At 30.0% G+C, this 16,092-nt stretch carries 17 protein-coding genes; 12 read left to right on the top strand and 5 right to left on the bottom strand.

Going from position 1 to position 16,092, the window contains the following annotated elements; all coding sequences use genetic code 11:
- A partial coding sequence (locus tag ABYI63_RS06585; RefSeq protein WP_372754704.1) for a hypothetical protein occupies positions 1 to 229 on the top strand: 229 nt, incomplete at its 5' end.
- Between the two features lie 141 nt (positions 230 to 370).
- Positions 371 to 1,150: a glycosyltransferase family 2 protein gene (locus ABYI63_RS06590; protein ID WP_372754706.1), complete on the top strand. Its 780-nt coding sequence runs from the start codon at positions 371 to 373 to the stop codon at positions 1,148 to 1,150.
- Between the two features lie 16 nt (positions 1,151 to 1,166).
- On the opposite strand, the gene ABYI63_RS06595 is transcribed toward ABYI63_RS06590, so the two are convergent.
- A complete protein-coding gene (locus ABYI63_RS06595; protein WP_372754883.1) occupies positions 1,167 to 1,334 on the bottom strand; it encodes a hypothetical protein in 168 nt (55 codons plus the stop codon).
- Positions 1,335 to 1,680: 346 nt separating this feature from the next.
- Between ABYI63_RS06595 and ABYI63_RS06600 the strand changes: the two genes are divergently transcribed.
- The 3 genes from ABYI63_RS06600 to ABYI63_RS06610 are packed head-to-tail and all read left to right on the top strand — an operon-like array spanning position 1,681 to position 4,848.
- Positions 1,681 to 2,391 carry an O-antigen ligase family protein gene (locus tag ABYI63_RS06600; protein ID WP_372754881.1) on the top strand — a complete coding sequence of 237 codons (711 nt, stop codon included), beginning with the start codon at positions 1,681 to 1,683 and terminating at the stop codon, positions 2,389 to 2,391.
- A complete protein-coding gene (locus ABYI63_RS06605; RefSeq protein WP_372754708.1) occupies positions 2,388 to 3,488 on the top strand; it encodes a glycosyltransferase in 1,101 nt (366 codons plus the stop codon). Before ABYI63_RS06600 ends, ABYI63_RS06605 begins: the two co-directional genes overlap by 4 nt.
- Positions 3,472 to 4,848 carry an O-antigen ligase family protein gene (locus tag ABYI63_RS06610; protein ID WP_372754710.1) on the top strand — a complete coding sequence of 459 codons (1,377 nt, stop codon included), beginning with the start codon at positions 3,472 to 3,474 and terminating at the stop codon, positions 4,846 to 4,848. Before ABYI63_RS06605 ends, ABYI63_RS06610 begins: the two co-directional genes overlap by 17 nt.
- Before the next feature lie 29 nt (positions 4,849 to 4,877).
- On the opposite strand, the gene ABYI63_RS06615 is transcribed toward ABYI63_RS06610, so the two are convergent.
- Positions 4,878 to 5,948 carry a glycosyltransferase gene (locus ABYI63_RS06615; RefSeq protein WP_372754712.1) on the bottom strand — a complete coding sequence of 357 codons (1,071 nt, stop codon included), beginning with the start codon at positions 5,946 to 5,948 and terminating at the stop codon, positions 4,878 to 4,880.
- 430 nt (positions 5,949 to 6,378) lie between these two features.
- Here ABYI63_RS06615 and ABYI63_RS06620 point away from each other — a divergent pair, with 430 nt between their 5' ends.
- The 3 genes from ABYI63_RS06620 to ABYI63_RS06630 all read left to right on the top strand — a co-directional run bounded on the left by ABYI63_RS06620 (position 6,379) and on the right by ABYI63_RS06630 (position 9,712).
- Positions 6,379 to 7,731 carry an exopolysaccharide biosynthesis polyprenyl glycosylphosphotransferase gene (locus tag ABYI63_RS06620; protein WP_372754714.1) on the top strand — a complete coding sequence of 451 codons (1,353 nt, stop codon included), beginning with the start codon at positions 6,379 to 6,381 and terminating at the stop codon, positions 7,729 to 7,731.
- Positions 7,732 to 7,746: 15 nt separating this feature from the next.
- Positions 7,747 to 8,733 carry a UDP-glucuronic acid decarboxylase family protein gene (locus ABYI63_RS06625; protein ID WP_372754716.1) on the top strand — a complete coding sequence of 329 codons (987 nt, stop codon included), beginning with the start codon at positions 7,747 to 7,749 and terminating at the stop codon, positions 8,731 to 8,733.
- A gap of 199 nt (positions 8,734 to 8,932) precedes the next feature.
- A complete protein-coding gene (locus ABYI63_RS06630) occupies positions 8,933 to 9,712 on the top strand; it encodes a glycosyltransferase family 2 protein (RefSeq protein ID WP_372754718.1) in 780 nt (259 codons plus the stop codon).
- On the opposite strand, the gene ABYI63_RS06635 is transcribed toward ABYI63_RS06630, so the two are convergent.
- Positions 9,696 to 11,003, bottom strand: coding sequence for a phenylacetate--CoA ligase family protein (locus ABYI63_RS06635; protein ID WP_372754720.1), 1,308 nt, complete (start codon positions 11,001 to 11,003; stop codon positions 9,696 to 9,698). The two genes, ABYI63_RS06630 and ABYI63_RS06635, sit on opposite strands and share 17 nt — an antisense overlap.
- Before the next feature lie 92 nt (positions 11,004 to 11,095).
- On the opposite strand from ABYI63_RS06635, the gene purD reads away from it, so the two are divergent.
- Entirely contained in the window at positions 11,096 to 12,367 is a 1,272-nt protein-coding gene (purD, locus tag ABYI63_RS06640; RefSeq protein ID WP_372754722.1) for a phosphoribosylamine--glycine ligase, read from the top strand.
- On the opposite strand, the gene ABYI63_RS06645 is transcribed toward purD, so the two are convergent.
- A complete protein-coding gene (locus ABYI63_RS06645) occupies positions 12,362 to 12,589 on the bottom strand; it encodes a uracil phosphoribosyltransferase (RefSeq protein WP_372754724.1) in 228 nt (75 codons plus the stop codon). The genes purD and ABYI63_RS06645 overlap by 6 nt on opposite strands.
- Positions 12,590 to 12,660: 71 nt before the next feature.
- On the opposite strand from ABYI63_RS06645, the gene ABYI63_RS06650 reads away from it, so the two are divergent.
- Positions 12,661 to 13,584 (top strand): DUF6427 family protein, encoded by a 924-nt coding sequence (locus tag ABYI63_RS06650; RefSeq protein WP_372754726.1) that lies wholly within the window; start codon positions 12,661 to 12,663, stop codon positions 13,582 to 13,584.
- Here the strand turns inward: ABYI63_RS06650 and upp are convergent.
- Complete coding sequence (gene upp / locus ABYI63_RS06655; RefSeq protein ID WP_372754728.1) at positions 13,573 to 14,232, bottom strand: uracil phosphoribosyltransferase; 660 nt, start codon at positions 14,230 to 14,232, stop codon at positions 13,573 to 13,575. The two genes, ABYI63_RS06650 and upp, sit on opposite strands and share 12 nt — an antisense overlap.
- A 164-nt stretch (positions 14,233 to 14,396) precedes the next feature.
- Between upp and ABYI63_RS06660 the strand changes: the two genes are divergently transcribed.
- A complete protein-coding gene (locus tag ABYI63_RS06660; RefSeq protein ID WP_372754730.1) occupies positions 14,397 to 15,002 on the top strand; it encodes a DUF4254 domain-containing protein in 606 nt (201 codons plus the stop codon).
- Between the two features lie 30 nt (positions 15,003 to 15,032).
- The gene (locus tag ABYI63_RS06665; RefSeq protein ID WP_372754732.1) at positions 15,033 to 16,052 is read left to right on the top strand and encodes a glycosyltransferase family 9 protein; all 1,020 of its coding nucleotides are present in this window, start codon (positions 15,033 to 15,035) and stop codon (positions 16,050 to 16,052) included.
- The last annotated feature ends 40 nt before the right edge of the window (positions 16,053 to 16,092 follow it).

Here is a 16,092-nt window from a genome sequence, read left to right on the forward strand (position 1 = left end):
TAAAAAACACAAAAACGTGTTGATTGAGGGTGATATGAGCGATTATGGAAGTTTCCCATACCGATATTTATTTGATGATAGGCATATATATAGTAAAGAAATGTTGGATAATCCTCAAAAAAACATTTTTAGGTCTACGGCGCTTTCTGTTAGAACAGAACATCCATTATTCTATTTCTGTAAACACTTAGTGAGGTCCTTTTGCTATAAATTTGGAGTTAAGCTATAATTAAAGAAAACTTATTAGAAAAGTACATTCCTTAGCATACCCTATTATTTAAAGATACCCTATTAATTTTTTATGTAGGTTCTACATAGCCTTAAAATATAAAAAGCTAATAAGTAATATAATTATATAAAAACAGATACAATGAAATTTTCTATAATAACAGTTTGCTTTAATTCCGAAAAAACAATAGTAGATACTATTGAATCCGTTTTAAACCAATCATATTCAAACATAGAATATATAATTATAGATGGTAAATCCTCAGATAAAACACCAGAAATTATTAAGCTTTATGAACCAAAATTCAAGCAAAAAAACATAGTTTATAAATGGATAAGTGAACCTGATAAAGGTATTTATGATGCTATGAACAAGGGGATTTCGATGGCAAATGGCGATTTAATTGGCATCATTAATAGTGATGATTGGTTTGAATTGGATGCTCTTTCACAGATATTGAAAGTAAAAAGAACCAACCTTTTTTCTATAATATCTGGAAAAAAAAATAAAATTAACAATAAAAATGAGGTTTATAAAACGGTTCAAAACAAAAAAGATATTGCAAAATATATTTGTGGGACTATGCCTATTAATCATCCAGCTACTTTTGTTGATAAGAGTGTTTACCAAAAAATTGGTTTATTTAATACAGATTATAAGTTATCAGCAGATTATGATTTTGTTTTCAGGGCTTACCGTAAAGGAGTACAATTTTTATTTACGGATGAGGTTCTTGTGAATATGAGAAACACAGGTGCTACACACTTAACTAAAAACCTTTTTATAACAGCCAAGGAAGATTTTAGAATTAGAAAAAACAATAAAGTAAAATTAGCACATATTTACTATTTAAAAAGGATATTATTTAATTTTTTGGTAATTACAAGAGATAAATTAAAACCAATTTTACAAGGATTTTAATGTTAAGAAGACTATTTTATTTATTTATTTTTTTCGCTCCATTCACGAGTTTCTTTGCCATATCTGCATGGTTAAGGCTTCCCGTTGTTATTAACCAATTATTATTTGTTTTTTTGGTTTTGGCTATTTTTATACGTGGTAGATTAAAATCTAAATGGATATTAACTGAAGATCTTCTTCTCATTGGTTTATTAATTTTTGTATGGCTAAGTTTTTTATTAGGTTTTAAGGAGCAAAGAAGTTTTAATCATTCATTAGCATATTCTAATGCAATTGTTTTTTATTTTTTTGTTTCAAAGTATGTAATTGAGGTGCTAAATATCAAATCGATACAAATTGCGGCAGTTATTTACAGATCCTTTCTTTTATGCTCTTTTATCATTATAATAGATTTTATTGGTATAAATTTTTTTGATTTTAGTCTTAGGCGTTTATTTTCTCCAGTAATAGATGGAAAGATTAGTAATATGAATTATTTTATCAGGACAAATATTTTTACAGTGGCGGGAGTAGCGGAAGAACCTGGGCATATGGCCAATTTTTATAATATTTATTTTGGTATATCTCTGTATTATTTATATTGCAAGCACCATTTTTCAAAATTTAAATGGGTTATCGTTTTGTTTGTATGTTCGCATATATCGTTGCTTTCTAGTGCCGGAATTGTCTTAGCTATATTCTCGTTTTTATTTATTTATTTTATGAACAGAATAGAAAATTTCTCAATAAGTAGAAAGAATTTATTTTGGATAGGAACAGTATTTGTTCTTTGCACCGTATTATTAATTATATCATTTTTGAATAATGCAGATTATAATATTGGGGAAATAGATGGAATTATTAAAAAAATAACATTTAATGAAGATACTACTAATTTAACTTCTAGCGGACAAAGATTATCCCAATGGACAAGAGCAATATCTAATTTTATAGACCACCCATTTTTCGGAAACGGACCTGGTTACGGTGTGCATCAGGATAGTGAAGGATATTTAAGTGTGTATTTAACAATTTTATCTGACATAGGAATTTTTGCCTTATTCTCGTTTGTTTTATTTCAAATTGTTTTGATTGCCAAAATTATGAGAATCCAAGAACCTATACGTGGTTTTTTACTTTTTAGCGTAATCACCTCCTTTTTACATCTTTTTATAATCGCAGACTTTTATCAGGCTCCTATTTGGGTCTTATTTGTGGTTATTCAACTTATTTATAGTGAATTTAAATTGAATATTAAATGAAAATTATACATGTAATTACAGCTTTTGGAATTGGTGGTGCCGAAAAACTATTATTGGATATAATTAACATTCAAATTAAAACCAATGAAGTTCATTTAATCTATTTAAAAAAAATAGATGATTTAATACCTTTGTTAGACAAAAGGGTTAAGGTTAAAAATTTGGAATTATCTCTATTCCTAGCAAAAAAAATGAGGTCATATTTTAAAAGTGTTAATCCAGATATTATTCACACACATCTTGGTCATGCAGATTTAATTGGTATTTGGAGTTCAAGAAATTTGAAGTCAAGGGTGTTTTGCACAATGCACAATATTTATTTTCAACGAAATTTATTAGATTCAGTATTTTTTAAAATTTATAAATTCTTATTTTTTAATGCTGCTAAGAATATACAAGTTGTTTCCATTTCCAAATCGGTAGAGCAACATGTTATTAATACTTTAAAACTACCCCAGAATCAATCACATTTATTGTATAATGCAATTCCTGCTACTTTAAGTGCACAAAGACAAAATGAGCTAAGGATGTCAAAACCTGTGATAGTTGATAAACAAAAAGTAAATTTACTTTTTGTTGGTAGGCTAACTAAACAGAAATCAGTTGATACATTATTGAAATCAATTAAAGTTTTAAAAGATAATGGTTATGGCAATTCTTTCGAATTGTTGATCGTTGGAGACGGAGTTCTAAGAACTTCTTTAGAGAAAATGGCAGTCCAATTAGGAATTAATAATTTAGTGAGGTTTGAAGGAGAACAATCTCTTGTAGAGAACTATTATAATGTTGCTGATGTATTTATACTGCCTTCAATTTGGGAAGGTTTTGGAATAGTAGTATTAGAGGCTTTTAGGGCTAATGTGGCGGTAATAGCAAGTAATTTAGAAGGCCCTTCTGAATTAATTAATAATAACGTAAATGGTATTCTTTTTGAGCCTACCAATTATTTAGAATTATCTGATAAAATTTCGACCCTAATTAAAGATAGCAATTTTAGACAGCAACTTGCCAACGAAGGTTACCAAACATTTTCAAAAAAATTTCAAATAGATATTTATGTTCAAGAATTAACGAAGTTATATGAAAGACGCCATTAGAAATTTTTTTTTAGATATTAAGGAAAAATATTATTTAGACGCTTGTTCTTTTTTTCTTTATTTGTCTGTTTCATTTTGCTTTCCTAAATCCTACAAATATTTAATGCCAGTTATTATTGGGTTAACTATAATTCAGTTAATTCGATTAAAGAGGAGACATGTTACTAGTGACTATATTAAAAAGAATTATTTTCATTTGCTGATTTTTTCCTTACTTTTTTTTAGAAGTGTTCATACAGCTTTGCTTATAATAAATTTGGTTTTACATATATATTTCTTTTTTCATAATAGAGAAAAAATAAACAATAAAAATTTATCCTTTGAAATATATGTTTTAGTATTATTTGCATTAATAGTTATTAATTTTTTGATTACTGCGTCGCAAGTTAAAGAATTAGATACTTTTTTATATTTACTAATTTACCCTTTGTTGTTTATAGTAATGAAGCAACAATATTTTGTGATTTCAATTTCTAAAGTCATAAATGTATATCTAACTTCAGTTTTGATCTGTGTTTTTTATTTGTTTATTATCAATGCTTTAAATAATACTATTACCACTTCAACAAATACGTATTTTCCAATTTATTTAGATATCACGCATGTTTATTTGGGAATGTATATTGGTTTAGGTCTTTGCTTTTTGTTGGCATTAAAAATTAGAAATAAAACTTATATTAGACAGAAATTAGATTACCTAATCTTTGCCATTTTACTATTTATGTTAATTTACATTGGCGCAAGAATTGCTTTAATAGCCGTTTTATTGCTTATTTTATTAAGTTTTTATATAAAAATTCAGTTAAAGCCCTTTATAAAAATTATTATCCTAAGTGTGATTCTTTTTGGAATATTAGCAATAAGTTTTAAGGCTATTCCAAGAGTTAGAATGGGCGTAGATTCAATTGTACGAATTTATGAGTCTATTCGAACAGATAATAAATTTGATATGGTGCATAATTCATGGGAAAACATGAATCAACGTTATTTAATAATAAGTTATTCTGTAAAAGAAATTGAAAAAAATTATTTATTTGGAATAGGAATTAAAAATGTAAAAGAATTAGTTAGTAATAAAATAATTGCAGACGGATTTATTCATTTTTCTCCAATTAATACGCATAATCAATATTTGCACTATATGTTAGGAATGGGGATTCCTTCTTTTTTGTTTTTTGCATGGATGTTAATTTCTTTTTTAAAAGCAAATAGAAACATCATTTTGGCACTTTACTATATGATTTTCTTTTTAGTTATTATGATGACTGAATCAATATTAGTTAGAATTTCCGGCTTGTCTTTGTTTTTCCTTTTTTACTTAATTTTTTCTTTTAATGTTCCAATTAAACAAGACTGTTAGAGTTCTGTTTATCAATTTAAAATCCTATTTTATTTGCCTTGATAAATTAATTTTATAAATTCAAAATTTTTATCCTTGTCAAAAAGTAGGGTAGCCCTTTTTAGTGAATTTAAGCCCAAGGAATTTCTCAAGGCATCATCTTTAATTAATTTATTTATATAGTTTTGAAAAGCGTTTAGGGAGTCACATAAATAGCCATTTTCTCCATGCTTAACGGCATCCTTGTTTCCTATAACATTGGTGGCAATTATTGGTTTTTCAAGAGCCATTGCTTCTAAAATAGTTATTGGCAATCCTTCCCAAAAAGATGTTTGGATGTAAACATCAAAAGAATTTACTGTTTCTATAACATCCTCTCGAGTTTTCCATCCTGTAACCTCAATATTTTCTGAAAGAAGTTTTGTGTGTAAAACCCCGTTACCTACCCAGACAAATTTTATTTTCGGAAATAATTCTGCTATTTTATTAAATAGTTCAGGGTTCTTCTGAAATGAAATACGTCCAACCGTACCTACAGTAAAAACAGTTTTTTCGTTTTTTAAAGCAAAATTTCTGAGCTCTGAAATATTAACTCCATTTCTTACTAAATGGGACTTTCCTAATTTTTTTGCATATTCATATTCGGTGTCACCGCACGCTATGGTCGTTCCTGGTAAAAAAATAGACGATAACTTTTCGATAGAATAATATAACTTTTTTTTAAAGGGACTAAGGTCTTCTCTTAAAAAAGAATAACCATGTGGTGTGTAAAATACCTTAATGTTGGGATATAATATCGCGGCAAATTTACCGATGATTCCAGCTTTAGAAGAATGGCAATGAATAATATCTGGTTTAACCTCACCAATTACACTAATGATTTTCCTTACAGATTTAAAATCTAAAATTGGAGAAATCTCCCTAACCATATTGACTTCAATAAGGGCAACATTTTTTGAAAAATCTTTGTGAAATCGACTTTTTTCAGTTTCTACTCTATTACTGCTGTATATAATTGTTGATTTGAAGGAACTATGATTGTCAAAATAATTAGTTAAGTCTTTTAAATATACATAAACACCGGTTGCAAATGTTTCAGTTATATGAAGAATATGAGTCATTTCATTTAAATAAAGAAATTAATAACAAAGATAGATATATTCCTAACAGCACTTCGTTCGAGATTTGTGTTTTTCTGAAATAATTTTTTTAATCTGAAAGTTTAATTTTTATTTTGGTTAATTTATAAAAATGAATTTTATCATAAAAAATGTCTTATTGAATAGAAATTACCGTAACATTAAAGTTGAACCAACCTTTTAGTTTTGGTTTTTATCAAGAAAGACCTTATGTTACATATGTAGAAAAGTTAGTTCCGAATTTTTATCTAAATAATTGACTGCAATATTACTCTTGTTTGCTATTTTTGTTTTGAAATAAAAACAACAGAGTGGTTATTTAATTTTAGATTACTCAATTAACTTCAACACTTATAAAGAAACAGGTTAGAATAACTTTTTTTAAAGAATCAACTTAAACGAAATAAAAGAATTGGGCTACAAACAAGGAAGGTATTCAAAATTTATCAAACCATTAATAGGGTTTGTTGATTTAATAATAATCAACGGGACAACTTATCTTTTCCCCATCAATTTAGAAAGTCATTATCCTTTTATAGTTTATATAACAGTTGCTTGGTTAATTATTTCTGTAAAGAATAATTTCTACGAAGTTTATAGGCATACAAAAATAATTCAAGTTATTCCACTGTTAATTAGGCAAATGATAATTTTTGCTATCATTTTATATGCCTATATGGGGTTTTTTAAACAGCCAGACCTAGGAAGATTAGCCTTGGCGAATTATATTTTATTTGCATCTGCTTTAATTTTTTCATTTAAACTAATAACATTTTATCTATTAAGAAAGTTCCGCTCAGTTTTAAGAGGAAATGGAAGGGATGTTATTGTAATTGGGGGTAATGCAAGAACTAAGCAACTTATAGAAATTTTTAAAAAAAAATCTGAGTTTGGCTATCGATTTAGGAAAGAGTTCTTTGTAAATGATGTTAATTTTTCATTGGAAAAATGTTTTGCATACGTTTTAGAAAATAATATTGATGAAATTTATTTTTCAGTTTCCGAATTATCCAATAAACAAATTAATAAACTAATTGATTTTGCAGATAACAATTTAAGAACATTAAAATTTATACCAGATAATAAAGATATTTTTTCTAAAAAGTTGAAATATGAATATTATGACTGTATACCTATTTTATCATTAAGGGAAATTACTTTAAACGAACCTTTCAACGCTTTTTTAAAGAGAACTATCGACCTTATTTTTTCTTCTATAGTAATAATACTAATATTATCATGGTTAGCGCCATTATTGGCAATTTTAATTAGACTTGAATCTAAAGGCCCAATATTTTTCAAACAAAGAAGACATGGTTTAGATGGTGAGGAGTTTGACTGTCTTAAATTCAGATCAATGTCGGTGAGCAAAACAACTAACGATTTACATGTTAAGAAAAATGATACAAGGGTGACTAAATTAGGAGCATTTATCCGTAAAACAAGTTTAGATGAAATGCCTCAATTTTATAATGTATTTTTGGGACATATGTCGGTTGTTGGGCCAAGACCCCATATGACCTCTCTTTCGGAAGTTTATATGCAGAAAGCTGATAAATATATGGTTAGACACCATGTGAAGCCGGGAATTACTGGTCTTGCCCAAGTTAGTGGATATAGAGGCGAGGTTGAAACGGATGTCGATATAATAAATAGAGTCAAATTTGATATATTTTATATTGAGAATTGGTCTTTACTTTTGGATTTTAATATAATAATTAGAACCATTACAAACATGTTTCAAGGAGAAGAAAAAGCCTATTAATTATTTTAATGTGATATGAAAAAAGTATTAATTACAGGGGCAGCAGGGTTCTTAGGTTCTCATTTATGTGACCGCTTCATCAAAGAAGGGTATAGGGTTATTGGTATGGATAATTTTATAACTGGAGATAAAAAGAATATAGCTCACTTATCAAACAATAAAAATTTTGAATTTATTGAACACGATGTTTCGGAATATGTAAAAATTGATGGAGAGTTGGACTATATTCTTCATTTTGCTTCGCCAGCAAGTCCTATTGATTATTTGAAAATTCCTATTCAAACATTGAAAGTTGGTTCTTTAGGTACGCATAACTTGTTAGGCTTGGCAAAAGCTAAAAATGCAAGAATGCTAATTGCATCAACTTCGGAAGTGTATGGGGATCCATTAGTGCATCCTCAGACCGAAGATTATTATGGAAATGTAAATACTATAGGACCAAGAGGTGTTTATGACGAAGCTAAACGTTTTCAAGAGTCTATGACTATGGCATACCATAGATTTCACGGCTTAGAAACACGTATAGTGCGTATTTTTAATACTTACGGTCCAAGAATGCGACTTAATGATGGCCGTGTAATTCCTGCCTTTATGGGGCAAGCCTTAAGAGGTGAAGATTTAACTATTTTCGGAGATGGCTCTCAAACACGTTCGTTTTGTTATGTAGATGACCAAGTTGATGGAATTTACAGATTATTATTAAGCGATTATGCAGAACCAGTAAATATTGGTAATCCACATGAAATTTCAATAAAAGATTTCGCAGAAGAAATTATCAAGTTAACTGGAACAACTCAGAAAGTAATTTACAAAGATTTGCCAGTAAACGACCCTATGCAACGTCAACCAGACATAACTTTGGCCAAGAAACTATTAGGTTGGGAACCTAAGGTGGATCGTGCAGAAGGAATGAAAATAACTTATGATTATTTTAAAAGTTTAACGGAAGAAGAACTTTATAAAAGCGAGCATAAAGATTTCACAGGTTTTATAAATAAATAAGTATTTGATTAAATTAATGCGGAGGATTTATTTTAATCTTAGTTTCAATGATTCTAGGTTATTAATTAAAATTTTTCTGCGTTAATTTAAAATCTATTTTAATTTTTTAGGCGATTATATAATATCCGGCATAATTATTCTTTGGAAATAACTATTACGAAAGGCTAATTTTTTGTGATATAACTATTTTTATACATTTTTGAAACCACTTGTTTCCATAATAACGCCCATGTTCAATTCTGAAGCATTTATCTCGGAAACTATAAACAGCGTTATAAATCAAACTTATAAAAACTGGGAATTACTTTTAATTGATGATTGTTCAACGGATAATACAATTGATATAGTAGAGCAAATTATTGCAAAGCACCCAAACATAAAACTTATTAAAAACGAAACCAATTCAGGTGCTGCAATATCCAGAAATAAAGGGATTGAGGCATCTCAAGGTAATTATATAGCTTTTTTAGATGGGGATGATTTATGGAAACCAGAAAAGCTAGCCAAGCAATTGGCATTTATGCAAGCCGAAAATTGTGATGTATGCTTCTGCAGTTATGAACAAATTGATGAAGGAGGTAAACCGCTTAACAAATTAATAAAAGCACTACCTGAATTAACATTTACCAAATATTTAAAAAGCAATTACATTGGTAATTTAACGGGAGTATATAACGCAGAAGTTTTAGGTAAAATTAAAGCACCTAATTTGCGCAAACGTCAAGATTGGCTGCTGTGGCTATCTGCGATTAAAAAGTCCGGGAAACCTGCTAAAAGTATACCAGAATCGTTGGCCTATTATCGCGTTCGGAAAGATTCTATGTCCGCCAACAAAATCAATCTTTTAAAATATAATTATTTGGTGTATCGAAAAGGATTGGGTTTTTCAGTCTTAAAATCTGTTTACTATATGCTAATCTTTTTAAAGGAACACTTTTTTGTAAAATCGAAACTTGTAATTTCTACAAAAACGATTTAAACTGTTTTAATTTTCCCCGGTTGGAACGCACTAAAGTTACTTTTCTTTCAAAATTAACTTTTAAATTAGGTTCTAAATATTTAGAAATAGCAATTTTAATCGCAATTAATTTGTCTTCTGGCAGTTCATAAGCACTTGTGTAACTTATTTTAAATGTATCCAATGTCAACTGTTCAATAATAAATTCTTTCACGTTTCCGTCGTTTTCAATAACAGTTTTTGTAACGTAATAAAATGTTAAACCGGCTGCTTTTTTCCCGCTTGGTAAATTTACAATATCATTGGTTCTCCCAATCAAGCTCTCTAGAATAGGTTTATTGGGAGTGCTTTCTTTTGATAGTTTTCCAATATCGCCCAAATCGTATCGAATAAACGGATGTGCTTTGTTGTAAAGCGAGGTTATTACAACTCGGCCTTCTTCACCGTAAGGTAAAACTCGATTGTTTTCATCTAAAATTTCAATATATAAATCCTGGGTATTTACAATCCATTCATTTTTAGTGTTTTGAAAGGCGATCAAACCCAATTCGGCCGCACCATATTCATTAATTATAGGAATGCCAAATTGTGTTTCTAACAGTGTTTTATCTTCTTTAAAAAGCATTTCAGAAGTAACAATACATGCTTTTAAAGTTGGACAAACCGTTTTTAAAATGATGTTTTTTCGATGTAAAAATTTCGCAAATTGTACAATGGAACTCGTGTAACCATTAATGTAATCGAACTTGGTGTTTTTAAAAGTGTTGAGGTTTTTTTCTAATTGTGAATCGCTTAAATCAAATACCGAAAACCGATAACGTTTACTTAAAAAGTCTTTAAATCGTTCTTTGTAATAGCCTATTTTGTTTAATGGAATACCATAAAAACGGGCTTGTTTGGAACTGTTGAAATCTATTGTAAACCAAGCATATCGGTCTATAAAGCCCGCCCATGTTAAGGCATGACAAAATTTGTCTTTCGCAAAAATAAACGGGTCGCCAGACGAACCAGAGGTTTTATTTATATAAACATTTTTTGTAGTAAAACCATCTGAAAGCCGTTCGCTTAAAGGTTGTTGTAATTTGCGTTTGCTCATTACTGGAATGCTTTTCCAATCATTTGGATTAGCATCCTTTGCAAAGGCTTTGTAAAATGAATTATGTTCTAAATGAAATGAAACAATGTCTTGTTTTTTAGTTTCGATATGAGTTATGCGCTCAGTTTCATTTTTCTTCTGAATAGCATCCAAAAGATTTTTGGCCTTTTCAATAGGAAAGCCATTAAATTTTAATGAAAGATTGAACAAATTCAAGTTAAAGTATAATTTTTGGTAAAGTAAATAAAAAATAGTCGTGAATTTAGCTGCATTAATTTTATTTTTGCGCTTCATTTAAAAACTATCTGATGAATATTTTAATTCTAGGTTCTGGCGGAAGAGAACATACTTTTGCCTGGAAAATTGCTCAAAGCCCATTGTGTAATAAGTTGTTTGTTGCTCCAGGAAACTCAGGAACTGCAGCTATAGCAACAAATGTTAATATTGGTGTTACCGATTTTGAAGCGATTAAAACATTGGTTTTAAATGAAACTATTGATATGGTTGTGGTTGGTCCTGAAGACCCACTAGTGCAAGGTGTACACGATTATTTTTTAAATGATGATGCCATTAAGCATGTTAAAGTAATTGGTCCACAAAAAGAAGCGGCAACCTTAGAAGGTAGTAAAGAATTTGCAAAAGAATTTTTGTACCGCCATAACATTCCAACGGCAGCTTATGAAAGTTTTACAAAAGATACTGTTGAAAGAGGGTTTTCATTTTTAGAAACCTTAAACCCACCGTATGTTTTGAAAGCAGATGGATTAGCAGCAGGAAAAGGTGTTGTTATTTTAAATGACTTAGAGGAAGCTAAAGCTGAATTAAAAAGCATGTTAGTAGATTCTAAATTCGGTAATGCTAGTTCAAAAGTAGTAATTGAAGAGTTCTTAGATGGTATTGAATTAAGCTGTTTTGTGCTTACTGATGGTGAAAATTACAAAATTTTGCCAACAGCCAAAGATTATAAACGTATTGGTGAAGGCGATACAGGTTTAAATACCGGCGGTATGGGAGCGGTGTCTCCAGTACCATTTGCAACCGATGAATTTCTAAGTAAAATTGAAGAACGCATTGTAAAACCAACTATAAATGGTTTCAAAAAAGATAAGTTGCCTTATGTAGGTTTTGTGTTTATCGGACTTATAAAAGTTGGAAACGACCCAAAAGTTATTGAATATAATGTGCGTATGGGTGATCCAGAAACGGAAGTAGTTTTACCAAGATTGAAAAACGATTTTGTTGAAATTCTACTAGCCATGGCAAATGGAACCTTAGATGGAATTACTATCGATATTGACGAACGTGCTGCAACAACCATTATGTTAGTGTCTGGTGGTTACCCTGAAGATTACGAAAAAGGAAAAGAGATTACAGGTATAGAAACCATCAAAGATTCTATACCATTTCATGCAGGTGCGCAATTAAAAGAAGGTAAAGTTATAACCTCGGGCGGACGTGTTATGGCAATTACATCCTATGGAAATACCTACCAAGAAGCCATAAAAAAATCTTACCAAAGTATAGAAAAACTACATTTTGATAAGATGTATTATCGTAAAGATATTGGATTCGATTTATAGAAACGAGTGCGAAGAAATGCTTTTGTCTTCTTCGTTATTGTCGTTAAATGTTTTAAGTTGTTTCATCCAATAAACCATAGCGGCAAATCCGATGATAACAAAAATCCAAGAAATGGCGCTAGCGGCAAACCAGTTTTCTAGTTCTAAGGCACTTAAGTAGTCCATAGGAGCAAATAAAACGTTTACAAATAAATCTTGTATTGCGTAAAAGAAATCTTTCATGTCGTTATAATTATTGGTATCTAACCAGTTTTAGTTAGTATATTTACAAAGCAAAAATACAAAAACAGTTAATGATTACAAGTATTTTTAATAATTCTAAAGTAATAAATTTTGTTTCAGTTTTTATTATTACTGTTTTAGCTTTTTTAACTGCTAGAACAAATTTAGTATCCGAAACGTTTTCTACGGTTTTTGTTCTTAACCAGTTATTCGCTTTTTTACTATGTGCATTAACTATTTTACTATTCAGTTTTATTGTTTCCAAAAATAATTTAGCAAAGAGTAATAACTTTGAAATCCTTCTTTTTAGTTTGTTTCTGTTATTGTTAGAACAAACAACTAGTCATACCAATATTCTGATATCCAACTTTTTTGTGTTATTGGGTATTAGGCGAATTATAAGCCTACGATCACAAAAGAGTATAAAAAGCAAATTGTTTGATGCTGCTTTATGGGTTGGGGTTGCTTCCCTGTTTTATTTTTGGGCTATACTCTTTTTTATAGTAATTATTATGAGCTTGTTTTTTTATGCAGATAACAATGTAAGGCATTGGGTTATTCCATTTGTTGGCTCCGCCACTATTTTCAGTATTGCAGTGGCTACGTCAGTAATTTTGCATGATGATTACTTTGAAATTTTTAATGCATCAAGAAGAATTAGCTACGATTTTAGCCGTTATAATTCAACAACTTACATCGTGGCTATTACTATGTTAATTTCTTTTGGGATTTGGTCTTCCTTATTTTATTTACAAAATATAAAAAAGCAAAAAAGGGACTTAAGGGCTTCTTTTAAAATTGTTATTGTAGCAGCCTTAGTGTCATTTGTTGTGGTGCTGTTTGCTCCAGATAAAAATGGAAGCGAATTTTTGTTTTTCTTCGCACCTTTAGCTATCATAATTACAAACTATATTCAAACTATTCAGGATAAATGGTTTAAGGAAATATTTTTTCTAATATTATTAGTTATGCCGTTTTTGCTATTAATGTTGTAGTTTTTCACCAAAAGCTAAGTCGCCAGCATCTCCTAATCCTGGAACGATATAACCTTTATTGTTTAGTTTTTCATCTACTGTAGCAATCCATAAGTGTACATTTTCATTAAAATGTTTTTCGACAAAACGAACACCTTCTTGAGCGCCAATTACACTTACTAAATGTATTTCTTTTGGGGTTCCATAGGGTTTTAAAGCTTCAAAAGTTGCTACCATAGATTGGCCTGTGGCTAACATGGGGTCTGCCAAAATAAGTGTTTTGTTATCTAATTTTGGGCAAGCCAAGTATTCTACAATAATATCAAATTCTTCTGGATTAGCTTTATGATGGCGGTAAGCAGATATAAAAGCATTATCGGCAGCATCAAAATAATTTAACAAGCCATTATGCAGTGGCACTCCAGCTCTTAAAATAGAGCATAAAACAATGTCGTTTTCTATTAAATTTATAGATGTATTACCTAATGGTGTTTCAACGGATTCGGATTTGTAATTAAAAACTTTACTAATTTCATAGCCTAAAATTTCTCCAATTCGTTCTATGTTTCTTCTAAAACGCATACGGTCGTTTTGGATGGATACATTTCTAATTTCAGCAATAAATGTGTTTAAAATTGAATTTTGTTCTGATAGGTTATGAATATGCATAAATATTGGCTTTCGTTTTTTTGAATTATAAAGTTAATTATTTCAATTCACATTTACCGTACGCTCACCATTTATAAATTCGGAAACGGCAACCATACACTATTAGAAAACATATTAATTATGTTTAAATTTTGTAGTTTTGTACTTCTTAAAAATAAGATACCATGTTTACAAGTAAAGCCAACAAAATATTTCAAGACGTTATAGCAAAATATCACGTTATAAATACGGTAGATCAGCCGTTTGAAAACCCATATTCAGAAAGTGATTTAATAGAACATTTATTATACAGAAAATGTTGGATTGATACCGTGCAATGGCATTATGAAGATATAATTCGCGATCCACAAATTGATCCTGTAGCTGCTTTAACATTAAAGCGCCAAATTGATGCATCTAATCAGGATAGAACAGATATGGTGGAGTATGTTGATAGTTATTTCTTAGAAAAATATAAGCACGTTACACCAAAGGAAAATGCTACAATTAATACTGAAAGTCCTGCTTGGGGAATTGATAGATTGTCCATTTTAGCTTTAAAAGTGTATCATATGAACGAAGAAGCAACTCGTATTGATGCTACAGATGCACACCGCGAAGCTTGCAAGAAAAAACTAGATGTTCTGTTGGAACAACGTGTGGATTTATCTACAGCTATTGATACACTGCTAAGTGATATTGAAAAAGGTGATAAATACATGAAAGTGTACAAGCAGATGAAAATGTATAATGATGATGAATTAAACCCTGTGCTTAGAGGGCAGAAATAATTCCTGCACAAACAGGATTTTCCTTATATTATGTCTAAGCCCTTAAAGCACATACTTGTTATTCGTCTTTCAGCCATGGGGGATGTTGCTATGACGGTACCTGTTTTAAGGGCTTTTACACAACAATATCCCGAGGTTAAAATTACCGTTTTAACCAGAGCTTTTTTTGAACCTTTATTCAAAGAATTACCGAATGTTTCGGTGTTTGCTGCCGATGTTAAGGGAAAGCATAAAGGTGTTTATGGACTTTTTAAACTTTCAAAAGAAATAAAAAACCTAGGAATTGATGCGGTTGCAGATTTACACAATGTGCTTAGAACTAATATTTTAAAGCGTTTTTTATTTGGAAAAAGGGTAGTTCAAATTAATAAAGGACGTGCCGAAAAGCTAGCCTTAGTCACTGGTCAAAATTTTCAGCAACTTAAAACAACCCATCAAAGATATGCCGATGTTTTTGAAACATTGGGTTTTAAGCTGAATTTATTAAATCCTACATTTCCCCAAAAAGCAGCTTTAAATGATAATCTAAAATTACTTTTAGGAAATAATTTAAAAAAACTTATCGGCATTGCTCCATTTGCTGCACACGAAAGTAAAATGTATCCTTTAGATTTAATGAAAGTGGTTATTGAGGACCTTTCAAAAGACTATAAAGTGCTGTTGTTTGGTGGTGGAAAAAAGGAAATAGAACTTCTAGATGGTTTCGCTAGCACTTCGGAAAATGTAATAAATATAGCAGGAAAATTGTCTCTGGAAGATGAGTTGGCTCTTATTTCTAATTTAGATGTGATGCTTTCTATGGATTCTGGGAATGCACACTTAGCAGCCATGTTAGGTATAAAAGTAGTTAGCATTTGGGGTGTAACGCATCCGTTTGCAGGGTTTGCACCTTTTAATCAGCCCGATGATTACGCCTTGCTTTCAGATAGAAATCAATTTCCTAAAATCCCGACTTCAGTTTACGGCAATAAATATCCCGAGAACTACAAAGAAGCTTCTCGAAGTATTTCACCAGAAACGGTTATAGAAAAAATTAAAGCTGTAATCTAAAAGCAAAGCGTTTATCCAACTAATTGTCTAGTTAACTCGT

Source organism: Mariniflexile sp. (genome assembly GCF_041583155.1).
GTDB lineage: Bacteria > Bacteroidota > Bacteroidia > Flavobacteriales > Flavobacteriaceae > Mariniflexile.